Genomic DNA, 23,218 nt, shown 5'->3' on the forward strand with positions numbered 1-23,218 from the left:
TTTTATACCCCTCTCTTTCTGTTCCCTGTAAGAACCATGATAATAATCATGCTAATAATCAAAAATACAGCAATTGTTGAACCCATTCCCCAATCTTGTGTAATAAGGAAATGCTGTTCTATTGCAGTTCCTAATGTAATCACACGATTACCTGCAATTAGGCGTGTAATCATAAATAGTGATAAAGCCGGAATAAATACAGCTTGGCACCCTGATTTCACTCCATTTATTGTAAGTGGGAATATTACCTTTTTAAACGTCGTCCAAGAAGATGCTCCTAAATCCTGGGAAGCATCAACTAGGCTAGGATTTAACTTCTCTAATGCATTAAAAATAGGAAGAATCATAAAAGGTATAAATATATATACACTTACAAATAGGAAACTAAAGTCTGTAAATAATAGCTGTTGCTCGCCTATTCCCAGAAAGTCCAGCATTTGATTTGCTGCACCATGTGTTCCAAATATCCCTAAAAAAGCATAAGCTTTTAATAAAAGATTAATCCAGGAAGGTAATATAATTAATAACAGCCATAATTGCTTATGCTTTGTTTTCGTCAATAAATAAGCGGTAGGATATGCAATTAGCAAGGAAAAGAATGTGATTAAAAATGCATACCAAAAGGAACTTAATGTCATCTTTAAATAAACAGGTGTAAAGAACTTCTGATAATTTTCAAACGTAAATGCCCCTTCAATATCAAAGAATGAATAATAGACAACCAGTGCAACTGGGGCAATGACAAAGAGTGCAATCCAAAGATAATATGGGACAGTATACCATTTTGTATTACTTTTCATTGACTACACCCTCATACGCTTCTAGTCGCTTATCAAATTCTTCCTCTGTTTCTCCTAGTCGCATAACATGAATGGCTTCTGGCTCAAAGTAAAGACCAATTTCGGTTCCAACAGTAGCTTTCTTTGTGGAATGGACAAGCCACTCATTTCCGTCTTCATCATAGCCACAAATCTCATAATGGACTCCTCTAAATAATTGAGAGTCTACTTTTACCTTTAGCTTTCCTGCCTCAACAGATGAAATTTCTAAATCCTCGGGGCGAATTACTACTTCCACTGCTTCATTTTCATTAAATCCACCATCCACACAATCAAACGTTTTGCTTCCAAAATGGACAATAAAATCTTTTTTCATCAATCCAGGAACAATATTGGATTCACCGATAAAATCTGCAACAAAGCGATTAATTGGTTCATCATAAATATCTATTGGTGTTCCACTTTGCTCGATTCGTCCTTTGTTTAAAACGAAGATTTCATCCGACATCGCCAATGCTTCTTCTTGGTCATGTGTAACAAAGATGAAGGTAATACCTAATCTTCTTTGTAATTCTCTAAGTTCATACTGCATTTCCGTGCGAAGCTTCAAATCCAATGCGGATAATGGTTCATCTAGAAGAATAATCTCTGGTTCATTTACAATGGCCCTAGCTATAGCAACACGTTGTCTCTGCCCACCAGACATTTCACTGATTTCTCTATTCTCATAGCCTTCTAAATTGACGAAACGAAGCGCTTCTTTCACCTTGTTTTCAATTACTTGCTTCTTCCATTTTTTTATGCGCAGACCAAAGGCCACATTTTCAAATACATTTAAATGGGGGAAAAGCGCATAATCCTGAAAAACTGTATTTACTTGTCTCTTATTGGCTGGAATTTTATTAATCTGCTTCCCATTAAAGTAAATATTTCCATCTGTAGGTTCCATAAATCCGGCAATTAATCGTAAAACAGTCGTTTTCCCGCAGCCAGATGGTCCAAGCAAGGTATAAAATTTACCTCTTTCAATTTCAAAGCTTACATTCTTTAGAACAGTTGTATCTTGATCATAACTTTTTGTTACATTTTCAAATCGAATAATATGCTGCTCAGACATAATATTCTCCTCTTTATCTATTATTTTGTAAGATTGCTGTTGACAGCCCTTTATCGTCTTTAAAGCTCCCTCTGTTTACAAAGCAGCTAAATCTAAAGTAAACAGTATTTTATTAGCAAAAAAATCCTTCCTTATAAGTAAGATTCGGTAACTACGAGAATCAATTCTGTTACACCATCTGCTAAATTCACTAGTTGGTGTTCTTCTGTAGCATGATAATAAATAGATTCCCCTTTTTTTGCCTTATACTCTTGCTTTCCTAATTTAAGCAATACTTCGCCTTCCACTACATAGGCAAATGTTTCCGATAGAGATGGTTCAAATTGTTTAAATTCTCCATGCTGATAAAAGAATAACCGGATTGGTTCCATTTCCTTTTCATTCGATTCTGGTACTAGCCATTGAATGCGATAGCCTTTTTCCTCATCAAAAAAATCGGTGATATCGTCCTCTGTATATATAACTTTTTGCTTTCGTTCATCATCATCAAAGAATTCTTTTGGTGTACATCCTAATACCTCTAAAATAGTAAAAAACGTTTCAATAGAAGGAGAACTTAAATCTCTCTCTAGCTGGGATATATACCCTTTACTTAAATCCGTTCGTTCCCCTAATTCTTCTTGTGTAAGTCCTTTTTTCAACCGTAAATTTTTTATTTTTTTGCCAATTTCCATCATTCAACCTACTTTTTGTTTAGAAATAGTAAACACAAAGACACAAAAGTTTGGTATTTATAAACTTAAAGTTTACATTTACCCAATTATTATACAATACTTTGTATAACATGCAATCATTTTTTGTTGTATTTCATCATTTTTTATTTACAAAAAAATACATACTTAGCAACTTTCTAGTTAGATTAATTTCCCAAAAAACAAAAAAGAATTCCCCTTAATTAGGTTACCACTCTAAGAACGTTGTCGATGAGATTATCCATAAATTATGAATAATAACGCCTCCAATTATCCCATGGTACCCTTTTAAGAAAAATTCCCTCTTACTCGTTTTTCCTACAGCTGTTTTTAATCGATTGGTATGTATTTTCCACTATCTACTTTTTCTATTTTTTTGAAATGAATTAGCTTTTTTAAAGATGCATTGCAATACGCAGAAGCATCATAAGAATCTCTTCCAACTCTTATTCCAATCTCAGTAGGTCCAATCCCTACTTTTTCCCCTTTTTCCTTATACAAATCACACAGTGCCTTATAAATATTATCATCTTTTTCCGTAATTCGTAGTTTGGAATATTGTTTCAATCTTTATTCCTCCTATTACTCCCATTTTACTGCAGGTACTTAACAGATTTCTTTCCCTTAAATAATTACTTCCTATTTCTATGAAAATTTTTGTGTAAATTTTCAATTAATAAATTATTACTGATTAAGTCTGCTAATTTAAGCATACTAATCCTTCAGGAAAATAACATGTATTTATCTATTTTTTTTTGAAAAATAGATAAAACGTTTCAAAACTCTGTATGTTAATAGGTCAAAGGATTCATTTCAATATATTGAACACTTAGTCACCTTTCCTATTTTTTTGGAGAAAATATCCTTTTGCCCAAACATTGTATATTATTGGTTTTTTCTATTCTTTTCCCAAATTTTGAAAAATTGTAACCTGTTTATATGTTCAATATATAGAACGTATAAATAAAAAAGAAAAACCACCTGACATTATAAGTGATTTTTCCGCTTGATTTTTAGTCTTCTCGTTTCATTTTATGGTGCTTTTTAAACATGAAATGTTGCCCATATGATGGAAATAGCTTTAACTTTTTCACTTCCTCAGGATGCTTAATCATCATTTCCTTTAATAATTCTTTTGGCTCCTTATTTTTCGTATCTAGCCCTAGCTCTTTCGCTTTACTAATAATTTGTGAATCTCTTATCTCATCAGCAATTTGCTTTAAATCCTTTCCTTCTGTTTTGATCTTCAGCTTTTCTGCTTCCACCATAATCATTTTTTCGTGAACCTCTTTACCCAATTTCTGCATATTCTTTCCTTTTGTATCGATTCCTAACTCTTTAGCCTTTTTCGAAATTTTCGCCTCAAATACTTCTTTCATCAATGTTTTGCCATCTTTTCCTTCTGTGTTAATTCCAAGCGATTTTGCTTCTTCCTTTAAGTGAGCAGTATGTACTTCCATCGCTATCTTTTGTATATCTTTTCCTTCTGTTTTGATTCCTAATTTTTCTGCCTCTTTCTTTATTAATACCTCATGAATTTCTTTTTTTATTGCAATAGGATCTTTTCCTTCTGTTTTAATGCCAAGACTTTTTGCCATTTCTTTTAAAAACTGTGTATCTTCTTGAGATATTTCCTTTTTGTCTGGTGTTGCCAGGGATGGAGCTGCACTAGTCAATGAACCAAAGCCTGTTAATGCTACTACAAAAGCTAGCATTATTAGCATCATTTTTTTCATTTTATTCTTCCTTTCCATTTTAGATAATTATTTTATATCTTTTATATCCTTTCCTGTTCATTGTTTTATATGTAAGCTTTCTACTAAAATTATCACCGTTTTGTTGCTAGAACCTTTCCATCAAAAAACTCAAATTTACCTACTTATATGCTTTACGAATAGACATACTAACTACCTTCTGCTATTTTACTTATATACAATATTTGTGGAGATGAGTTATTACATGAGTAAATTTACAAAAGATTACATCATAAAAATGGAGGATATCGTAAGAGAAGGCGACCCCATCCTTCGGGAAAAAACAAAAGAAGTTACGATTCCTCCTACGAAAGAGGATCGAGAAGAGCTTGAATGCATGTTGCAATACTTGAAAAATAGTCAGGATCCTGTCCTATCAGAAAAATATCAATTACGGGCTGGTGTTGGCCTCTCAGCTAATCAAATTGGATTAAATAAACGAATGTTTGCCGCATATATAAAACAAGAACATGGCGAACCGTTGGAATTTATGCTCATTAATCCAAAAATAATTAGTCATTCTACTGCCATGACCTTTATACCGGAAAGCGAAGGCTGCCTTTCCATTGATCGACCAATCGTAGGCTATGTTCCGCGCTACCGAAGAATAACCGTTCGAGCTTATACTATTAATGGGGAAGAAGTAAAAATTAAATTGAAGGATTATGAAGCAATCGTTTTTCAGCATGAAATAGATCATTTAAATGGGATATTATTTTTTGATCATATCAATGGTAAGAACCCATTTGAGCTGCCTGCGAATGTTGATATTAGTCCACTTTATTAAAAAAAGCTCATAAAAAAGCCAAACAACTATACGAAAATTTTCGTGTAATTGTTTGGCTCTAATTTTTGGCTAGGACACTTATGTCACAACCTCTTTATTTACTCAGCATCAGCTTCTAATTTATTTTCAATCTTATATTTTGCAGTTGCCTCCGATAACCAAGTGCTAGCTTGCTCTTGTACTTTTTGATCTAATAATGTTTCTTTAATTTGATCTTTTGACTCTTCTAATGTTGCTTCTTTTGCTTCTTGTTTGCCAGTAACTTTAATAATATGATATCCATAATCTGTTTTCACTGGATCACTAATTTCATCTACATCCATAGCGAAAGCAGCTTTATCAAATTCTTCAACCATTTGTCCTGAAGAGAAATAACCTAATTCTCCACCACTCTCTTTTGTTTGTGTATCGGTTGAATATTCTTTCGCTAATTCAGCAAAGTCTCCACCTTCATCTAGCTTCTTCTTCACTTCTTTAGCTGTTTCTTCATCTTCTACTAAAATATGGCTTGCTTCTACTTGCTCTGGTGTGTCTAAACTTTCTTTATTGTCTTCAAAGTATGTTTTAATCTCATCATCTGTGATTTCGATAGAAGGCTCAAGAATTTTTGTTACTTTTAAATTTTGCTCAATTTGCTCTTTAAACACATCTTCTGTTAATCCATTTTGAGCTAATAATGTATTAAAGGTATCTTGTCCACCGTATTGTTCAACCATCTTATCCAATTCTGCTTGGATTTCTTTATCAGTTACTTTCACTTTTTCCTTATCAGCTTCCAGATCTACAACTTTATTAGAAATCATCATACTTAATACACTTGCGCCATATTGCTTATTTAGCTCTTCATTTAATTGTTCTTGCGTAATTTTTTCCTTATCTACTGTTGCAACCGTTTCACTTCGCTGTGTTAAATAAACCGCTCCTATTATTAACGCTACTAGTACTACCGCTAAAATAGGAATAAGAACCTTTTTATTTTTCATATTAAGCTAAAATCCTCTCTGCACAAAATTTTGGATATAACGAGCATATCCCCATTATAACTCTTACATTATATTATCATATAATTATGACGAAATTATTAACAGATTTAAAAAAATTCCATCCTACCTTTAAAATAAGATGGAATTTTTTCGACAATTTTTTTATGTTTCACATGAAACGTGTCGATTAACTTGTTGTATTATTACTTGTTAATGTTAATTCCACTTTTTGCGATTTACCATCTCTATAGAATTCTAACTCGACTTTGTCTCCTACTTTCACTTCTGTGTAAAGATATTTACGCAAATCGGTTGAATTCGTGATTTTTTTCCCATCAATAGAGACAATCACATCTTGTACTTTTAAGCCCGCCTCTGCAGCAGCAGAATTCGAATCAATATTTGTAATCATTACTCCTTCTGAAACCTCGTTTGGTAGGTCTTGTAAATACATTCTAGGAACTTCCTCTAAGCTCGCTAATCCTACCCCAAGATATGGTCGCTCTACTTTTCCTTTTTCAATAATATCATTTACTATTGGTATAAGATCATTACTTGGGATTGCGAATCCTAATCCTTCTACACCAGAATCAGCAATTTTTAAACTGTTAATCCCTATTACCTCTCCTGAAGAATTAATAAGAGCTCCTCCGCTATTACCAGGATTTATCGCTGCATCTGTTTGGATTACATTGAATTCCCAATCGCCTGCAGATGTATTAACCGTTATGCTTCGTTCTACCGCACTAACAATTCCTTGTGTTACCGTTCTAGATAGCTCTAAGCCAAGGGGATTACCAATTGCCCATACTTGATCTCCAGGTCTTAGTGTAGAAGAATCTCCAAAATTAATGACATCTGTTGCATATTTGGCATCAATTCTTACGACAGCTAAATCGGTTAAAGCATCTGCGCCAATCAATTTTGCATCCGTTTTCTCTCCACTATATAGAGAGATTTCTAATGAATTTGCCCCTTCAATAACATGGTTATTTGTTACAATATATGCATACTGATCATCCTTTTTGAAAATTATGCCAGAACCTGACCCAGACTCCACATCACTGGATTCTTCTGAAAATGGATTTGACTGTTGCTGTTGAAGGTTTTCAATTCCAACGATTGCTTTAGAAGAAGCTTCTACCATATCAGCAATAGCTACTGTCCCATCACTAGTTGTTGTATTGGCTGTTGTATTGGCTGTAATGGCTCCTGTTTGCTTGCTTTCCACTTTAGTAGAAAGCTCAGACACTTGCTTTTCCAGCTTATCATAAGAATCATTGTACAAATCAGTATATGGAATTGTAAAAAAAGTTAAGGCGGAACCTACTATACCTGCTGCCAACAAAGAGAAGAAACCTTTTGCTTTTGAATTACCTTTTTTACTATTGAATTGGGCTCTTTCTGTTCTACCTTCTTCAGTTGAACTTGCGATTGCTTGTTCCGTAGCTTTCACTTCCTCCATCTCTTCTTTATCAAGACGGATATGTTCATCTATATCAGAAGATAAAATAGGCTGTTCTGATTCTTGTCGCATATCTGTTTCCTCTTTAAGTTTTGGCTCCTCCTCATTTGCTTGTTCTTGCTTCTTTTCAGAAGAATCATCTGTATTTAAGTTCAGTTGATTATCTTCTGGCAGTTCTTTCTCCCATTCATTTCTTTTTTCATAATCACTCATCTTTTGTTCTCCTCCTATTTCTAATTTCGAACAATTATTTCCATTAATTTATTTTCTTTTCATTTCAATTAACGTCTTTATACATACATAGTAACCAATATATATGAATAAATTATGAACAAAATTTGAAAAGACATAGAAGAATTTCGGAACAATTCCATTCCTCCTAAATATCCTTTGAGTACTAATCTCTAGCTTTTCTGCTAAGTGGATATTAGAACTTAAGTGACTCGCAACAATGAGCCCCATTCAGCCTATGCTATACAAATGAATTTAGCACCGTCACTTTTCCTGTGGAAGTGGAAAGAAAATGGTAAAGGTTGTTCCTTTCCCTTTTTCACTCGTTACTTGAATATCCCCTTCATGGAACTGCACTAATTGTTTAACAATCGATAAACCAAGTCCAAATTCTCCATATGGATTATTCGTCCTTGAGAGATCTGCTTTATAAAATCTCTTCCAAATATTTTCTATTTCATGCGCATCTATTCCAATGCCAGTATCCTTAACCTCAATGATTGTTCTGTCGGATTCCATTCGGCCACTCAGCCAAATGCTTCCATTTTCAGTAAACTGAATGCTATTCTTCGTAATGTTCATTAAGATTTGGATTAAACGATCATAATCTGCATAAATTACCGCATCGTGATCGACTTCTACATAGATTTTTACATCCTTTTCCTCTGCTAGAAAGGATAGCTGCTCATAAATAATCTCCAAAACTTCTTCAAGGGAAATGAATTCCTTCATTAAAACAATCTGATTGGAGCGAATTTTATCATAATCAAGATTTTCATTTACTAGCCGGATAAGTCTTTTTGCTTCTTGGCTAATTAGTTTGAGTCCTTTATCCCGCTCATTTTCTGGTATCATATTATTATTTAAGCCCTCAATCACGCCGCTTATCGTTGTTAAAGGAGTCTTTAATTCGTGTGAAACATCAGACATAAATTGTCGGCGCCGATTTTCTAACGCATCTATTGCTTCTTTTGATTCTCTTAGTCTATCTACCATCTGATTAAAATCTTGACCTAGTTCCCCTATCTCATCAAAAGTAGAGGATGATACTTTTACACTATAATCCCCTTCTGCAACATGACTTGTAGCTTCCTGGAGCTTTTTTATCCGCTTAACATGCACCCTTGAAAAAATGAAACTCATTAATAAAGCAATTGCAAAAACTAAGAAGAGAATATAAATCAAATAGCGATTAATTTCTTGAATCATTTCTTTCGATTCTACAAGAGGAGATGTTAAAATAATTCCACCCACAACAACATCATTAACAGAGTATGGAATCGCAACAAGTGCTACCTCTTGATCTCCTCTTCTTGTACTAGGCTTAATAACCGTGCTACTTCCGTCTTTTATTTCATCCCACTCTGCCGTAGTAATATTGATATCCAAATCTTTTCCGAAAGACCAAATCCGGTTTCGTTGTGTATTAAATATGCCTATCGTTATTCCTGTCCCCTTCAGCTCTTCGGAATAACGTAATAAAGTTGAATACGTGGAAGCAGACCATAGATCCGCTCCTTGAACATCTTGAACAATATTATATCCATAGCCCTGTAATTCATCTGCTTTCATCGAAAATACTAATTTCTCTATATAATGGGAAAAAACCAAGCTTAATACTAATAGTGCCACCAGAATGACACTTAAATGACTTATTAGCTGCTGATAGATGTATTTAATTCTCATGTACTACCACCGTTTCATCGAATTTATATCCTACACCCCATACTGTATGTAAAAAGGGCTGACTATCTCTTCCTATTTTTCTTCTGAGTCTTTTAATATGGACATCAACCGTACGATCATCTCCATAAAACTGAAATCCCCATACTTGCTGTAATATCTGTTCTCTGGAAAACACTTGTTTAGGGTGCTGAACAAAGAATGAAAGTAAATCAAATTCTTTTGGTGTTAATCCCAATATTGGTCGATCATCAATCAATACTTCTCTCGTTTCTTTATTTACTTTAATAATTGCATTTCCGCTTCCATCTTCTTCATTAGACTTTCTTCTCCAAATTGCCTTTATTCTTGCAATTAAGGCTAGTGGACTAAAGGGCTTTGTAACATAATCATCTGCTCCCATTTCTAGCCCAAGTACTTGATCTGATTCCCCATCCTTTGCTGTTAACATAATAATAGGTGTCTCTTTATCTGTTTCTCTTATTTTGCGACAAACTGTTATACCATCTAAATCTGGAAGCATCCAGTCTAAAATAATCATATCATATTTATTTTGCTTCAAATGTTTATATCCTTCCAAGCCGTTAGAAAGAAAGGTTACCTGAAAGCCCTCCTTCATAAAAAACATTTCCAGCATGGAACAAACACTTTTATTATCTTCTATTACTAAAATATCCATAAGTACTCTCCTATTTTATCTGCTTTTTACTAATTAAAGCCGCTTTTACTAATAGAAGCAATAGCTTACCTTCCTATTTAATGGATTGTTAAAGGTTAGGAAATAGTTCGTTCATATTTTAAAAAAGACATTTGTACATAGACACAAAAAAGACCATCTAAAAGATTCCTCCTTTAAATGGTCTACTAAATTAACTTATTTAGTTAACTTCTGCCTTACTTTCTTCCAATACTTTTTCTGCGAGAAGTAGCCCTCCTGTGATGCCGGCATTATCTCCTAATCCTGGTCTAACAATATATTCATTCATCTTGTCTTGGACTTCTGGATAGGAAACATACCCATTTAAAAGTTCGCTCAAATGGCGATATACATGTGTTAACACATGCTCCTGATTCATAACACCTCCGCCAAGGATGATTTTTTTAGGGGATAGAATAAGGATATATTGCATGAGTGCCTGTGCAATATAATAGCCCTCCATTTCCCATACACTTTCCTTGTCACTTAAATGAATAGCCTTCTCGCCCCATCTTTCTTCAATTGCTGGTCCTGCAGCTAACCCTTCTAAACAATCTGCATGGTATGGGCATCTCCCTTTGTACATATCTTCTGGATGTCTTCTGACTAAAATATGTCCCATTTCTGGATGTGTCAAACCTTGCAATAATTCGCCATTAACATACGCACCAGCACCAATGCCTGTACCAATGGTAATATATAAACAATTATCTACTCCTTTAGCAGCACCTAACTTTGCCTCTCCTAGCGCAGCAACATTTACATCTGTATTAAAACCAGTTGGAACAGAAAATTCATCCTCTATTGCTTTTAATAATGAATAGTCCTTCCAAGCTAGTTTAGGCGTAGTTGTGATATTTCCATAAGTAGGACTATTTTTATCCACATCAATTGGACCAAATGACCCGATTCCAATTGCTTCAATAGGAAACCTTTTAAAAAAGGCAATTACCTCTGGCATTGTTTCTTCAGGGGTCGTCGTTGGAATGGAAATTCGTTCTTTAATTTCCCCTTTTGCATCTCCTACTGCACAGACAAATTTTGTTCCGCCTGCTTCAATCGCACCATATAATGTCATGAATCTTCTCTCCTTATGAATGACTAGATTTATTTGCTTATTTACTGTTTATCTGCTGGAAAAACAACTCCTGTTTGCTTTCTTACCTCGTCCATAATTTCCATGACCGTTAAAGAAACATCATAAGTGTTCACAGAAGATTCTATTTTCCCCGCTTTAATCAATTCAATAAATTCCTTCGCCTCATAATACATCGAAGCTGGCTTTTGTGAAACCGTCAGATCCTCTTTTTCCCCTTTACGCGGGATAAATTCTACCTTTGTAGGTGTGCTGAATTGTTGAATTAATATGTTTCCTTCTTCCCCTTGAATTTCGGATGGAATATAGGAATTGGTGATTTTTGAATACATCAATAGTACATCCATATCAGAATAGCTTAAAATGATGCTTCCTTCTCCATCTACCCCTGAATCTAGTAAGAAACTATTTGCTTTAATTTCCTCTGGCCTTCCAAACAGAGCTACCATTGGATAAAGACAATAAACACCAATGTCCATTAGTGATCCATTTGATAATTCTGGCTTAAATGCATTTAATACCGTTCCTTCTTTATAAGCATCATATCGTGAAGAATACTGACAATAGCTTACAAATGCACGACGGATTTTTCCGACTTTATGTAAATTCTTTTGAATAACTTGAAAGTTAGGAAGGAAAGTTGTTTTTAATGCTTCCATTAATAAGACATTATTTTCCTTGGCAACCTCCATCATCTGTCTCACTTCACGTGCATTAGAAGCCATCGCTTTCTCTGTTAAAACATGCTTTTTATTTTTCAAAAAAACGATAGCCTGTTCTGCATGATAGGCATTAGGACTAGCAATATATACAGCATCGATTGTATCGCTTTTTGCCATTTCTTCTAAATCTGTGTATGTATAATCTGCCCGATACTTATCAGCAAACGTTTTTGCTTTATCTTCCGTTCTAGAATATACCGCTGTTAATTGAAAGTCTGCTATTTCACTAGCCGCCTCAATAAAAGATTCTGTAATCCAATTCGTGCCGATGATTCCAAATCTAATCGTCATAAAATGTAGATCCTCCTATTCGATGAAATCTTCCCATCTTTCTTTTATTTTGGATGGAAGTCGCTAAAAAAGCAACTATCAGCTAGCATTTTTATCTTTTGAAAATGGTTCTATATCCTTGCAAAATTGTTTTATCCTTACACAAAAAAGAATCCAGCAAGTAGCATACTTACTGGATTCTCCTTCTTTATTCTGAAATCGCTTCTGAAATTTCTTTTACCATTTCACTTGTTGATAGCAGTCCTCCGCCTGATAGGTACCAGTAATTTGGATCTAGATAGATAATATGATCATTTTTAGCTGCATCAATGCCATTTACTAACTTATTATCAAGCGTCTTCTCACCTGAAGATTCTCCACCAACAACTGCTCCTCTATCAATGACAAATAAGTAAGCTGGATTTTTTTCTGCTAGATATTCAAATGTAACCTTTTGTCCATGTGTAGATGCCTCAATATTTTCATCTGCTGGAGCTAAGCCTAATACATCATGAATAATCCCGAACCGAGAGTTTTTCCCATAAGCACTTAAGCTTCCGTCATTTACTAATACGATTAATGATTTACCATCTATCGTTTTTGCTTTTTCATTAATGGCAGCAATATCCTCCTCAATTTTTGCTAGTTCATCTGCCACTTCTTGTTTCTTATCAAAAATATCGCCAATAAGATTCATATTATGCTTAAATGAATTCATATAGTCTGTTGTATCAACACCGACATATACAGTTGGAGCAATTTTTTTCAATTCTTCATAAGCAGCTGACTGTCTTCCAGAGATAAAAATAACATCTGGTGATAATTCACTAATTGCTTCAAAATCTGGTTCCTTTAAACTTCCTACATTTGCATACTTTGAATCTTCATATTTAGAAAGATATGGGGGAATGTTTGCTTGTGGAACACCCGCTACTTCTATTCCTAATTTTTCTAATGTATCTAAAACTCCAAAATCAAAAGCTACAACTTTCTTAGGATTGACCGGAACTGTGTCTTCCCCTAATTCATGGGTTACTTTAATTTCTGCCGGCTCTTCGCTATTCTTACTTGAATCTGCTTCTGCATTTGATTTTTCTGTATTGCCACATGCAGCTAATACTGCAAGAACGAATGTTAATAATAATAGGGAAAGCTTTTTCTTCATTCGATAAACACCTCTATAAATTTAATATATAAATTAAATTGAATACATTGCATTTAAAGACAGAATACCCTATGATAAGGTATTATTAGCATCTTTCCTTCCTCATTTTCCTAGAATGATTAGGGATTTTGCTAATTCTAATGGTAGTGTTATTATGGTTTCTTCTGGCGAAGGGACTTAGTTAAGTCAGCCATAATTACACTGCCCCCTTTCTATTTTTCTTCCACCATTAGCTTCTTTTCTACAATGAACCAATCATTTATCAATAGGCAGAATCTTTTTCTATGCAAAATAAACGCATATTCGTTGATTATTAATTTCCTCAATTTGCATATCCATTTCATAAATGCTTTTTAATACTTTTCGATTGATTATCTTTTTAGCTGGTCCATCATTGACGATTTTGCCATTCTTTAATGCTACGATATTATCTGAATAAACAGATGCAAAATTAATATCATGGATAACAATTACTACCGTTTTTCCCAGCTCTTCTACTAATCTTCTTAGCACTTTCATAATTTGCACAGAGTGCTTCATATCTAAATTATTTAGCGGTTCATCCAAAAGGATATATTCTGTATCTTGGGCAACTACCATTGCGATATAAGCTCTTTGCTTTTGTCCACCGCTTAGCTGATCTAAGTATTTATGCTGCATATCCTCTAATTCCATATACTTAATGGCTTCATCTACCATTTTTTCATCTAAGTCTGTCAGTTTTCCTTGTGAATAAGGAAATCTCCCAAAGCTTACAAGCTCTCTTATTGTTAAGCGAAGATTGATATTGTTTGCTTGTTTTAATATAGAAATTTTCTTTGCAAGGTCATTGCTTTTTGCTTTATCAATATGCTGGCCATCTATAATGACATCTCCACTGTCTGCTTTAATTAAGCGACTAATAATAGAAAGCAATGTACTTTTCCCAGCGCCATTCGGTCCAATAAAAGAAGTGATTTTTCCTTTTTCTACAGAAAGAGAAACATTATCAAGCACTTTTTTCCCACCATATTGTTTCGTAATGTTCTTTACCTCTACCATGCTCTTCTCTCCTTTAGTAATAAATAGATAAAATACACTCCACCTACAAAGTTAATGATCACACTGATAGTTGTTGAAAATGTAAATACTCGTTCTACAATCAGTAACCCACCAACTAAAGAAATAATGCTCAATAGAATAGATCCAGTAATCAAGGTACTGTGCTTATATGTTTTCAAAAACTCACGAGCTAAGTTGACAACCAGTAACCCGAGAAAGGTAATTGGACCAACTAATGCCGTCGCAACAGATACAAGGATAGATACTACAATTAACATATTGCGCACTACCTTCTCATAATCAATCCCTAAGTTAATAGCCTGATCTCTTCCTAAAGACATGACGTCAAAGAAGCGACTATATCTTGTAACATAGATAGACACTACTGCTACAATAATAAGACTGATCGTTAAAATATTGGTATTTATATTATTAAAACTTGCAAACATTTTATCTTGAATAATCAGAAACTCATTTGGATCAATTAATACTTGCATAAAGGATGAAACACTAGAGAAAAAGCTCCCCATTACAATTCCAATTAACAGTAATAATAAAATGTTTTGGTCTTCTCTATTAAAGAAAAGCTTATAAAGGATACTTGAAAAAAGAACCATTAATACAACAGACACTAAGAAGTTTATGTTGCTATTCATCATCGTCATCGTGCTTGAGCCAAAAAGGAAAACAACAGCGGTTTGAATAAATAGATAAAGGGAATCTAACCCTAAAATACTTGGCGTTAATATTCGGTTATTTGTAATGGTTTGAAATACCATCGAAGTAAAGGCAATGCAGCCACCAGTTAAAAGAATGGCTACAATTTTTATGGCTCTGCGTGGAATGACGTATTCCCAATTATTGCTACTGACTTTGATTAACATGAATATAGTAATTAGTAGAATCGCTATAATGGCCAGTACAATAAGTTTTATCTTAGGCTGCTTCATAAGTCTTTCTCCTTAAAAGTAAATACAGGAAGATACCACTTCCGATGACTCCAACCATCACACCAATCGAAATTTCATATGGATAAATAATCACTCTACCCAGAATATCACAGAATAATACAAATACTGCGCCAAGTAATGCTGTATGCGTTAAGCTGTTTTTTAAATTATCTCCTCGGTATAAAGAAACAATATTTGGAATAATTAGGCCAAGAAATGGAATCATTCCTACTGTCAGTAATACAACAGAAGATACTAGTGCAACGATGATTAATCCTATATTCACCACTCTTTTGTGATTTAGTCCAAGATTAATGGAAAAGTCTTCACCCATTCCAGCAATCGTAAATTTATTAGCATATAGATAGGCAATAATTACTACCGGAATACTTATGTAAAGAAGCTCGTATCTCCCTGCCATGATCAAGGAAAAATCTCCTTGCAACCATGAAGACATATTTTGTATTAAATCATATTTCATCGCAAAAAAAGTGGTAATGGAACTTACAATATTTCCAAGCATTAGACCAATTAATGGAATAAAGATAGCATCTTTGAATTTAATCATATTCAGTATTCGCATAAACAAAAATGTACCACCAAGTGCAAATACGAATGCGATTGTCATCTTTATAATCGGGCTCTCCCCTGTAAAAAGCATTAGAGCGACCAATATCCCCAACCTTGCCCAGTCCATCGTACCAGCTGTCGTAGGAGAAACAAATTTATTTCTCGATATTTGCTGCATAATGAGGCCACAAATGCTTAAGCTAACGCCGGCAATGATAATGCTGATTAGGCGTGGAAATCTGCTAATCAAAAGAATTTCTTTTTGATCTGCTGTTAAATGAAAAATATTTTTTGGGTGAATATCAATGACTCCAACAAATAGGGAGATGGTAGATAAGACTATTAACAATATAAATAAATACTTTATTTTCATCATGCTATTGAGTAATACTACTCTCTTTCCTCACTCCCCTACTTAGTCGTAAATGATTTTCATTATCATTTAGATTCTTTCTTTATTTTATCATCTTTTTCCAGCTCGTCAATGCTTTTTCAAAGACCTGATAGATTTATCACAAAATTTAAAAAAGAATGATGCTGATTACCTAGTTACTTTGTCATGGTTTAGCATCACCATAAAAATACTTAATTAAGCATGCTGTCGTTCCGTTCCGCTCGAATGCAAAAAAAAGAGACCTCCAATGGAGACCTCTTTCACATAACGCTTTATTAGTAATGCACATGTCCTGATGTCATTACCCAAATAGTTCCTCCTGCTACTACGATTGCGCAGAAGAAAGCATAAACGATATTTATAGTTTGTACTTGTCCTTCTCCTTCTGTAAGATGCATAAACATAAACAGTTGAAGAATGGCTTGAATGACAGCCAATGCACCGATAATCCACATAACAGTTATCATTGGAAGATCTGTATATAACTTAGCTCCTACAGCTGCGAAGGTAAGTAATAAAGAAACAATAAAACCTGCAATATGACCAATTGGAAATTTTTCATTTTCATGATTTTTTGCCATCTTTAATTACCCTCCCATTCTAGCAAGATAAACGAATGTGAAGATGAAAATCCACACAACGTCTAAGAAGTGCCAGTATAAACTTATAATAAATGTCTTACGAGCTGTTGTTGGTGTTAAACCATGCTTCATTAATTGAATAATAATTAATATTGCCCAGCCAATACCTATGGATACGTGCAATCCATGCGTTCCAAGCAATACAAAGAACGAAGAAAGGAATGCACTTGTCTGCATTGTTGCACCTTCATGTACATAATGAATAAACTCATTTACTTCCACAAAAACGAACCCTGCACCTAATGCCAAAGTGATAATTAACCAAGTTAATAATCCTTTTAAATTCTGGCGACGCATATACCATATGGCAATCCCACAAGTGAAACTACTTGTTAATAGTAAAAGTGTTTCAATCATGACATCTTTTAATTTAAATAATTCAGCTGGAGTAGGCCCGCCTGCAAAGTTATCCTTTAAAGATCCATAGGCTGCAAACAAGGTAGCGAATAATACAACCTCCGCACCAAGGAAGATCCAGAAGCCTAGAATATTTAAACGGCTTTGCTCTGTCTGATATTCTAGTGGTAAAGACTTATCGACTTTTGCCATTATTTCTCACCTCTCCATGCACGTTCCGTTTTCTTAATAACATCCAGTTTAATATGGTAACCTTCGTCATAATCAAAAGAACGAATTATTAAGCCAACAAAAATACCTAAACTACAGATTGCAGCTGGAATAAACAATTCAAATACTAGTAAGAAACCAACTACACCAAATATTGCACACATATAGAATGGCAACCAAGAGTTGCTCGGCATGTGTATTTCTTCTAACTCTTCTTCTTTTAAAACTAAGCCTTCTTTATTTTTCTTCATATACCAGAATGCATCTAATGCTTTTACTTCTGGAGTGATAGCGAAGTTATATGGCTGAACTGGAGAAGCTGTATGCCATTCTAATGTTCTTGCATCCCATGGATCTGTTGAAATCTTTCTATCTGCATAACGAGTGCTATAGTAAATGTTATAAACAAGTACTGCAAATCCCGCAGCAAGAATAAGAGATCCGATTGCGGAAAGCATGAACAATGGTGCAAATCCAGATTCTGCAGAGAAAGTATAAGAACGTCTTACTGCTCCTTGTAAACCTAAGAAGAACATTGGCATAAATGTTACGTTAAAACCAATATTAAATAACCAGAAATGCCATTTTCCTAAACGCTCATTTAAAGCATAACCGAACATTTTTGGCCACCAGTAATAGAAACCAGCAAATACTGCATACACTACACCTGGTATTAATACATAGTGGAAGTGAGCTACTAAGAATAATGTATTATGATATTGATAGTCTGCTGCAGCCATTGCAAGCATAACTCCAGTTACCCCACCAATTGTAAAGGTTGGAATAAATGCAAGCGACCATAGCATAGCTGTTGTAAATTGAATTCGCCCTTTTCTCATTGTAAATAACCAGTTGAAAATCTTAACCCCAGTCGGAACTGCAATTAACATTGTCGTAATCGAGAATACAGAGTTTACAACAGGTCCAGACCCCATCGTGTAGAAATGGTGAACCCATACAACCATACTTAAGATAGCAATACCTACAATAGATATAATCATTGAATTATAACCATATAGACGTTTTCTTGAGAAAGTCGCAATTACTTCTGAGAACATACCGAAAGCAGGCAAGATTACGATATAAACCTCAGGATGTCCCCATAACCAGAATAAGTTATTCCATAACATCGCATTTCCTCCACCGGAAATCGTGAAGAAATGTGTTCCGAATAAACGGTCAAATGTCATTAATGCTAGTGCAACAGTTAAGATTGGGAATGCAAATACAATAATAACGTTTGTAATTAATGAAGTCCAAGTGAACATTGGCATTTTCATTAATGTCATCCCTTTTGCACGCATTTTTAGGATCGTAACAACAAAGTTGATACCTGTCATTAACGTACCTATACCTGCAATCTGCAAGGCAATGGCATAGAAGTTATTTCCAACCCCTGGCGTAAATTCTTTCCCAGCAAGAGGGAAATAGGATGTCCATCCTGCATCAGGTGATCCACCAATTACGAAAGAAATATTGAATAACATTGCACCACTAAATGTTAGCCAGAAGCTTAATGCATTTAATTGTGGGAATGCAACATCACGTGCACCAATTTGTAAAGGAATTACTACGTTCATTAGTCCAATCAACGCCGGCATCGCCATAAAAAGAATCATGATAACACCGTGTGTTGTAAATACTTCATTGTAATGCTGTGCATCTAAAAAATCCATTTCAGGTGCTGAGGTTTGATATTTCATCATCAAACCATCTACTCCACCACGGAAGAACATTAATACGGCTACGATAATATACATAATACCGATTTTTTTGTGATCAACCGTTGTTATCCATTCATCCCATAGATATTGCCATTTCTTAAAATAGGTGACACCAACTACAATGGCAAGCATTGTTAGCGTAATACCTATTTGAGCAGATAATATGAGGGGATCACCAGTAATAACGATATCTTCCCACTTAATGTGCATCCTCTTCACCCCCGTTTGACTCTTCGTTCTTTTCAAAAGTTTTACCTGGATATCCATGAACTCGATATAGCTCAGGATTTAAATAATAGTTTGAGTCTCCACCTTTCCCGTGATCAATCCACTCTAAATGAGTATTAGAGAAAGTCATACGGCCTAAATGTGTCGGCTTAATAATTTCTTTATATTTTTCCTCAGTTAATTCAGGGGCAGTTTCTTTTACTTCATCTACCCATTCATCATAGTCCGCTAAAGTTTTTGCTTCAACTTCAAATTTCATCTCCGCATAGCCTTTACCGTTAAAGCTTGTATTTTGCCCTTCATAACTACCTGGGTTATCAGCCACAACATAAAGATCTGTTTCAGCCCCATACATTGTGTACTTCTGGCCAGCTAATGCAGGAATCCAGAATGATTGCATTGTTCCAGCAGAAGTTAATTTAAACTCCACTGGTACACCAGCAGGGATATTTACATAGTTGACTGTTTCAATTCCTTCTTCTGGATAGCTAAAAATCCACTTCCAGTCTGCAGAAGTTACATTAATTACAATAGGATCTTGATCTTTATAATCCTCTGGAATATCCTCTAATGCATAAATTGTTTTTACAGTCGGAATCGTTAATGCAATAATAATTAGAAATGGGATTACAGTCCAAACAATCTCAAGCTTTGTACTTCCATGTTCTTCTGGTTCATAATCCGCATTGTCTTTCGTTGCGCGATATTTCCAAACTATGTAGCCAAATAGTCCAAAAACTACTAGACAAACAAAAGCCATTAATACAATAGACCAGTTAATCAAGTCTGTAATACTTCTAGCAACAGGACCTTGTGGATCAAATACAACCATCGATTCACAACCGCTTAAAATGAATAGTGGTACAATTGCTAAAAGTGAAACTAAAATTCCCTTTTTCATTTGTACAGCTCCTTCCGTTTAAGTTCAAATGTTAAACTATTCACAGAATGTTCGATATTTAGACATAGAACATTCATATTACATAGGTAAAATAATGATTATTACTACCTGTATGATGATATCATATCTCGAACCTATTATTTGTGACAAAAAACGTAAGTATAATTTTACCAATTTTCACATTTTCTATTCTTATGTTTTCCGTGTATTCAAGATTTTATCAACCTTTTTATTATATCAGATGCTATTATTAAAATCCATGTCCACACTCTTGTCACAAATACTTTTTCAACCTATAGCATTTCTATGTTCCCCTCTCTCACAAGACATTTAAACGCTTACAAACATTATAGAATATTCTGGTTGGTTTTTCCAATATTTATTCCTCTTCATCCCCTTTCATCCATTTAGTTTATTCTGTTATATTTATCACAGACTATACTTCATTAAACTAGATTATCTTTCCTATTTTATAGATTATCCATATATTTAGTTATGCTTTTCAAAAAAAGCCTTTAGATAGATAAAAAAAGGCAGAAATATATACCGCCACCAGTAGCAACTGCTCAAGTATCCGTATAAATTTCTGCCTGTTCAAATACTAATTTTCTAGTATTTCTTGTAATTTCCCTTTTACCTTGTCATTTATTTTTTTCACATCTTTTTTAATTTCATCTACAACTTGGCTCCATTTTGAAGAATTCTCTTTTATGGTTGTTTCTAATTCCTCTGCTTTTTCTTTAATTACTTTTTTTGTTTCTTCTACTTTTTCATTTACATTTCCATTATCCTTATTTGCTAGTTTATCACTAACAGATAATACTTTAAAATTTTCCGGTTCTACGTATTGTACAGCCTGATCCATAATTGTCTTAAAGATTGGTACTACATCCCCCGAGCTTTTGCTTGGAAGATAATGTTGATCATCTGTTTTATCATAACCGAGCCACATGGCACCAACTAGATTTGGGGTATAACCCACAAACCATTGGTCCTTTGTACCAGAAATATTACCATTATCTAATTGAGTAGATCCTGTTTTTCCCGCAATTTGGAATCCAGTCACTTTTGCACCTTGACCTGTTCCTGATTTTATAACATCCAGTAGCATCGAAGTCATATCATTTGTGACTGATTTAGATGTTACTCTTGTTGATTCAGGTTCATATTCCGCAATAACGTTACCTGTTGGTCCAATAATTTTTGTAATCAAATGATTCTCCATTCGAACACCATCATTTGGGAACGTAGAATAAGCACTGGCCATTTGTAAAGGGGAAACACCTGTAGTCATTCCACCTAAAGCAATCCCTAAATACTCATCATCTTTTTCATACGGAATTCCAAATCGATCAAGCGATTTAAGTCCCGTTTCTAATCCAATTTGGTCTAATAGCCAGACAGCTGGAACATTTAAGGATTCTTCTAAAGCCTCATACATTGGGACTTCTCCCTTAAATGTTTTTGTAAAGTTTTGTGGTTCATATTTCCCTTTCTTAAAAGGTTTATCCTCTAGCATCGAATCTATTTTATACCCTTTTTCTAAAGCTGGTGTATAAACCGCAAGTGGCTTCATTGTAGATCCTGGTTGTACTTTAATTTGAGTAGCTCGATTAAATCCTCTGAAAACTTGCTCTCCTCTTCCTCCGACTAACCCTCTTACTCCACCTGTTTCTGGGTCAAGCAGCACTGCTCCACCTTGCACTAATGTCCCATCAGCGCTTTTTGGGAAAAGAGAATCGCGAGCAAAGGTCTTTTCTAATGTTGATTGAAGATTTTGGTCCATCTCTGTATAAATTTTATAGCCTCTTTTCAAGATTTCTTCCTGGGTAAGACCATATTTATTGATTGCTTCATCGATAACCGCATCTACAAAGTAAGGATATTCTCTTTCAATAAAAGAGCCTCCCCCATTTTCTAAAACAATTTTTTCTTTTACTGCCTTTTGATATTCTTTCTCTGTTATTTCGTTTAAATCTAGCATTTTCTTTAGAACCACATTACGGCGGGAAATTGCCCCATCATAATTATTATAGGGATCTAATGCAGAGGGAGCCTGTAATATCCCTGCAAGTAAAGCAGCTTCACTTATTGATACTTCTTTAATATCTTTATTAAAGTACTTTAAAGAAGCTTGGCTAATCCCCCATGCTCCACTACCAAAATAAACATGGTTTAAATACATTTGTAGTATTTCTTCTTTTTTATAATGCTTCTCTATTTCTACTGCTAAAAATAATTCCTCTGCTTTCCGTTTATACGTCTGTTCGGAAGTTAACAAGGCATTTTTTGTTAATTGCTGCGTAATGGTACTGCCTCCACCTGTAATTCTTCCTGCAAAAATATTTTTAAAAAAGGCCCGAGTAATTCCTTTTATATCAAACCCATTATGTTCATAAAAACGTTCATCTTCAATAGAAACAACAGCTGCCGGAACATATTCAGGTACATCCTCCAATTCTATTCCTTCCGTTCTTTCTGTTCTTATTTGGGTTGCTTCGTCCCCATCTTTATCGTAAATAATCGTTGCCTGGCTTAAACCAGCCTTCAAGGTACTAACATTTGCCTGTGTCGCTAAATACGTAAAATATAATATTGCCAACAAAACAAACAGTAACCCAGCCAAAAGTATAATTTGGGTAAGATGTCTCTTCTTCCAAAAGCGTCGAAACCCTTCCCAATACGGTTTTAGTCTTTCCATTCTATAACCTATCCTTTACTTTTACTAAATAGAATAAATACTATATATTTTCTTTTCTCT

Annotated in this window: 21 protein-coding genes; 1 reads left to right on the forward strand and 20 read right to left on the reverse strand. The window is 34.4% G+C overall.

All coding sequences use genetic code 11. The annotated features are described in order from the left end of the window. Positions 1-2: 2 nt before the first annotated feature. From QQZ16_RS19620 to QQZ16_RS19640, 5 genes are all read right to left on the reverse strand, one after another. Complete coding sequence (locus QQZ16_RS19620) at positions 3-800, reverse strand: ABC transporter permease (RefSeq protein WP_031536265.1); 798 nt, start codon at positions 798-800, stop codon at positions 3-5. Then, complete coding sequence (locus QQZ16_RS19625; protein WP_031536264.1) at positions 790-1,896, reverse strand: ABC transporter ATP-binding protein; 1,107 nt, start codon at positions 1,894-1,896, stop codon at positions 790-792. Before QQZ16_RS19625 ends, QQZ16_RS19620 begins: the two co-directional genes overlap by 11 nt. A gap of 131 nt (positions 1,897-2,027) precedes the next feature. Continuing rightward, positions 2,028-2,570 carry a helix-turn-helix domain-containing protein gene (locus QQZ16_RS19630; protein WP_031536263.1) on the reverse strand — a complete coding sequence of 181 codons (543 nt, stop codon included), beginning with the start codon at positions 2,568-2,570 and terminating at the stop codon, positions 2,028-2,030. A 348-nt stretch (positions 2,571-2,918) separates the two neighbouring features. Then, complete coding sequence (locus tag QQZ16_RS19635; RefSeq protein ID WP_031536262.1) at positions 2,919-3,155, reverse strand: hypothetical protein; 237 nt, start codon at positions 3,153-3,155, stop codon at positions 2,919-2,921. Between the two features lie 446 nt (positions 3,156-3,601). Next, the gene (locus tag QQZ16_RS19640) at positions 3,602-4,324 is read right to left on the reverse strand and encodes a hypothetical protein (RefSeq protein WP_031536261.1); all 723 of its coding nucleotides are present in this window, start codon (positions 4,322-4,324) and stop codon (positions 3,602-3,604) included. A 223-nt stretch (positions 4,325-4,547) separates the two neighbouring features. On the opposite strand from QQZ16_RS19640, the gene def reads away from it, so the two are divergent. After that, positions 4,548-5,129: a peptide deformylase gene (def, locus tag QQZ16_RS19645; protein ID WP_031536260.1), complete on the forward strand. Its 582-nt coding sequence runs from the start codon at positions 4,548-4,550 to the stop codon at positions 5,127-5,129. A 98-nt stretch (positions 5,130-5,227) separates the two neighbouring features. On the opposite strand, the gene QQZ16_RS19650 is transcribed toward def, so the two are convergent. The 15 genes from QQZ16_RS19650 to QQZ16_RS19720 all read right to left on the reverse strand — a co-directional run bounded on the left by QQZ16_RS19650 (position 5,228) and on the right by QQZ16_RS19720 (position 23,158). Continuing rightward, complete coding sequence (locus QQZ16_RS19650) at positions 5,228-6,112, reverse strand: peptidylprolyl isomerase (RefSeq protein ID WP_031536259.1); 885 nt, start codon at positions 6,110-6,112, stop codon at positions 5,228-5,230. 187 nt (positions 6,113-6,299) lie between these two features. Continuing rightward, positions 6,300-7,790 (reverse strand): S1C family serine protease, encoded by a 1,491-nt coding sequence (locus QQZ16_RS19655; protein WP_251627855.1) that lies wholly within the window; start codon positions 7,788-7,790, stop codon positions 6,300-6,302. 282 nt (positions 7,791-8,072) lie between these two features. Beyond that, a complete protein-coding gene (locus QQZ16_RS19660) occupies positions 8,073-9,494 on the reverse strand; it encodes a sensor histidine kinase (RefSeq protein WP_048716880.1) in 1,422 nt (473 codons plus the stop codon). After that, complete coding sequence (locus QQZ16_RS19665; RefSeq protein ID WP_048716883.1) at positions 9,484-10,170, reverse strand: response regulator transcription factor; 687 nt, start codon at positions 10,168-10,170, stop codon at positions 9,484-9,486. The genes QQZ16_RS19660 and QQZ16_RS19665 overlap by 11 nt, the downstream gene beginning before the upstream one ends. Before the next feature lie 199 nt (positions 10,171-10,369). Further along, the gene (locus QQZ16_RS19670) at positions 10,370-11,266 is read right to left on the reverse strand and encodes an ROK family protein (protein WP_109767901.1); all 897 of its coding nucleotides are present in this window, start codon (positions 11,264-11,266) and stop codon (positions 10,370-10,372) included. Between the two features lie 41 nt (positions 11,267-11,307). Further along, the gene (locus QQZ16_RS19675; protein ID WP_109767900.1) at positions 11,308-12,297 is read right to left on the reverse strand and encodes a Gfo/Idh/MocA family protein; all 990 of its coding nucleotides are present in this window, start codon (positions 12,295-12,297) and stop codon (positions 11,308-11,310) included. Positions 12,298-12,484: 187 nt separating this feature from the next. Then, positions 12,485-13,441, reverse strand: a complete 957-nt coding sequence (locus QQZ16_RS19680) for a siderophore ABC transporter substrate-binding protein (RefSeq protein ID WP_031536252.1) — start codon at positions 13,439-13,441, stop codon at positions 12,485-12,487. Between the two features lie 282 nt (positions 13,442-13,723). Next, a complete protein-coding gene (locus QQZ16_RS19685) occupies positions 13,724-14,482 on the reverse strand; it encodes an iron ABC transporter ATP-binding protein (RefSeq protein WP_048716892.1) in 759 nt (252 codons plus the stop codon). Then, the gene (locus tag QQZ16_RS19690; RefSeq protein WP_048716895.1) at positions 14,476-15,432 is read right to left on the reverse strand and encodes an iron chelate uptake ABC transporter family permease subunit; all 957 of its coding nucleotides are present in this window, start codon (positions 15,430-15,432) and stop codon (positions 14,476-14,478) included. Before QQZ16_RS19690 ends, QQZ16_RS19685 begins: the two co-directional genes overlap by 7 nt. Then, complete coding sequence (locus tag QQZ16_RS19695; protein WP_284561693.1) at positions 15,419-16,375, reverse strand: ABC transporter permease; 957 nt, start codon at positions 16,373-16,375, stop codon at positions 15,419-15,421. Before QQZ16_RS19695 ends, QQZ16_RS19690 begins: the two co-directional genes overlap by 14 nt. A gap of 296 nt (positions 16,376-16,671) precedes the next feature. Beyond that, complete coding sequence (gene qoxD, locus QQZ16_RS19700) at positions 16,672-16,977, reverse strand: cytochrome aa3 quinol oxidase subunit IV (protein WP_031536248.1); 306 nt, start codon at positions 16,975-16,977, stop codon at positions 16,672-16,674. A gap of 6 nt (positions 16,978-16,983) precedes the next feature. Further along, entirely contained in the window at positions 16,984-17,586 is a 603-nt protein-coding gene (gene qoxC, locus QQZ16_RS19705) for a cytochrome aa3 quinol oxidase subunit III (RefSeq protein ID WP_035416157.1), read from the reverse strand. Then, on the reverse strand, positions 17,586-19,538 hold the full coding sequence (gene qoxB / locus QQZ16_RS19710; protein WP_048716898.1) for a cytochrome aa3 quinol oxidase subunit I: 1,953 nt from the start codon (positions 19,536-19,538) through the stop codon (positions 17,586-17,588). The genes qoxC and qoxB overlap by 1 nt, the downstream gene beginning before the upstream one ends. Further along, on the reverse strand, positions 19,528-20,457 hold the full coding sequence (qoxA, locus tag QQZ16_RS19715) for a cytochrome aa3 quinol oxidase subunit II (protein ID WP_031536245.1): 930 nt from the start codon (positions 20,455-20,457) through the stop codon (positions 19,528-19,530). Before qoxA ends, qoxB begins: the two co-directional genes overlap by 11 nt. Positions 20,458-21,058: 601 nt before the next feature. Next, the gene (locus tag QQZ16_RS19720) at positions 21,059-23,158 is read right to left on the reverse strand and encodes a PBP1A family penicillin-binding protein (protein ID WP_284561694.1); all 2,100 of its coding nucleotides are present in this window, start codon (positions 23,156-23,158) and stop codon (positions 21,059-21,061) included. Positions 23,159-23,218: the final 60 nt, after the last annotated feature.

This window comes from Bacillus sp. T2.9-1, from assembly GCF_950097965.1.
In the GTDB taxonomy this organism is placed as follows: Bacteria; Bacillota; Bacilli; order Bacillales; family Cytobacillaceae; genus Niallia; species Niallia hominis.

Coding starts and splice junctions, on each gene's coding strand:
- QQZ16_RS19620 (WP_031536265.1), bottom strand. CDS start 800: ATGAAAAGTAATACAAAATGGTATACTGTCCCATATTATCTTTGGATT.
- QQZ16_RS19625 (WP_031536264.1), bottom strand. CDS start 1,896: ATGTCTGAGCAGCATATTATTCGATTTGAAAATGTAACAAAAAGTTAT.
- QQZ16_RS19630 (WP_031536263.1), bottom strand. CDS start 2,570: ATGGAAATTGGCAAAAAAATAAAAAATTTACGGTTGAAAAAAGGACTT.
- QQZ16_RS19640 (WP_031536261.1), bottom strand. CDS start 4,324: ATGAAAAAAATGATGCTAATAATGCTAGCTTTTGTAGTAGCATTAACA.
- def (WP_031536260.1), top strand. CDS start 4,548: ATGAGTAAATTTACAAAAGATTACATCATAAAAATGGAGGATATCGTA.
- QQZ16_RS19650 (WP_031536259.1), bottom strand. CDS start 6,112: ATGAAAAATAAAAAGGTTCTTATTCCTATTTTAGCGGTAGTACTAGTA.
- QQZ16_RS19655 (WP_251627855.1), bottom strand. CDS start 7,790: ATGAGTGATTATGAAAAAAGAAATGAATGGGAGAAAGAACTGCCAGAA.
- QQZ16_RS19660 (WP_048716880.1), bottom strand. CDS start 9,494: ATGAGAATTAAATACATCTATCAGCAGCTAATAAGTCATTTAAGTGTC.
- QQZ16_RS19665 (WP_048716883.1), bottom strand. CDS start 10,170: ATGGATATTTTAGTAATAGAAGATAATAAAAGTGTTTGTTCCATGCTG.
- QQZ16_RS19670 (WP_109767901.1), bottom strand. CDS start 11,266: ATGACATTATATGGTGCGATTGAAGCAGGCGGAACAAAATTTGTCTGT.
- QQZ16_RS19675 (WP_109767900.1), bottom strand. CDS start 12,297: ATGACGATTAGATTTGGAATCATCGGCACGAATTGGATTACAGAATCT.
- QQZ16_RS19680 (WP_031536252.1), bottom strand. CDS start 13,441: ATGAAGAAAAAGCTTTCCCTATTATTATTAACATTCGTTCTTGCAGTA.
- QQZ16_RS19685 (WP_048716892.1), bottom strand. CDS start 14,482: ATGGTAGAGGTAAAGAACATTACGAAACAATATGGTGGGAAAAAAGTG.
- QQZ16_RS19690 (WP_048716895.1), bottom strand. CDS start 15,432: ATGAAGCAGCCTAAGATAAAACTTATTGTACTGGCCATTATAGCGATT.
- QQZ16_RS19695 (WP_284561693.1), bottom strand. CDS start 16,375: ATGAAAATAAAGTATTTATTTATATTGTTAATAGTCTTATCTACCATC.
- qoxD (WP_031536248.1), bottom strand. CDS start 16,977: ATGGCAAAAAATCATGAAAATGAAAAATTTCCAATTGGTCATATTGCA.
- qoxC (WP_035416157.1), bottom strand. CDS start 17,586: ATGGCAAAAGTCGATAAGTCTTTACCACTAGAATATCAGACAGAGCAA.
- qoxB (WP_048716898.1), bottom strand. CDS start 19,538: ATGCACATTAAGTGGGAAGATATCGTTATTACTGGTGATCCCCTCATA.
- qoxA (WP_031536245.1), bottom strand. CDS start 20,457: ATGAAAAAGGGAATTTTAGTTTCACTTTTAGCAATTGTACCACTATTC.
- QQZ16_RS19720 (WP_284561694.1), bottom strand. CDS start 23,158: ATGGAAAGACTAAAACCGTATTGGGAAGGGTTTCGACGCTTTTGGAAG.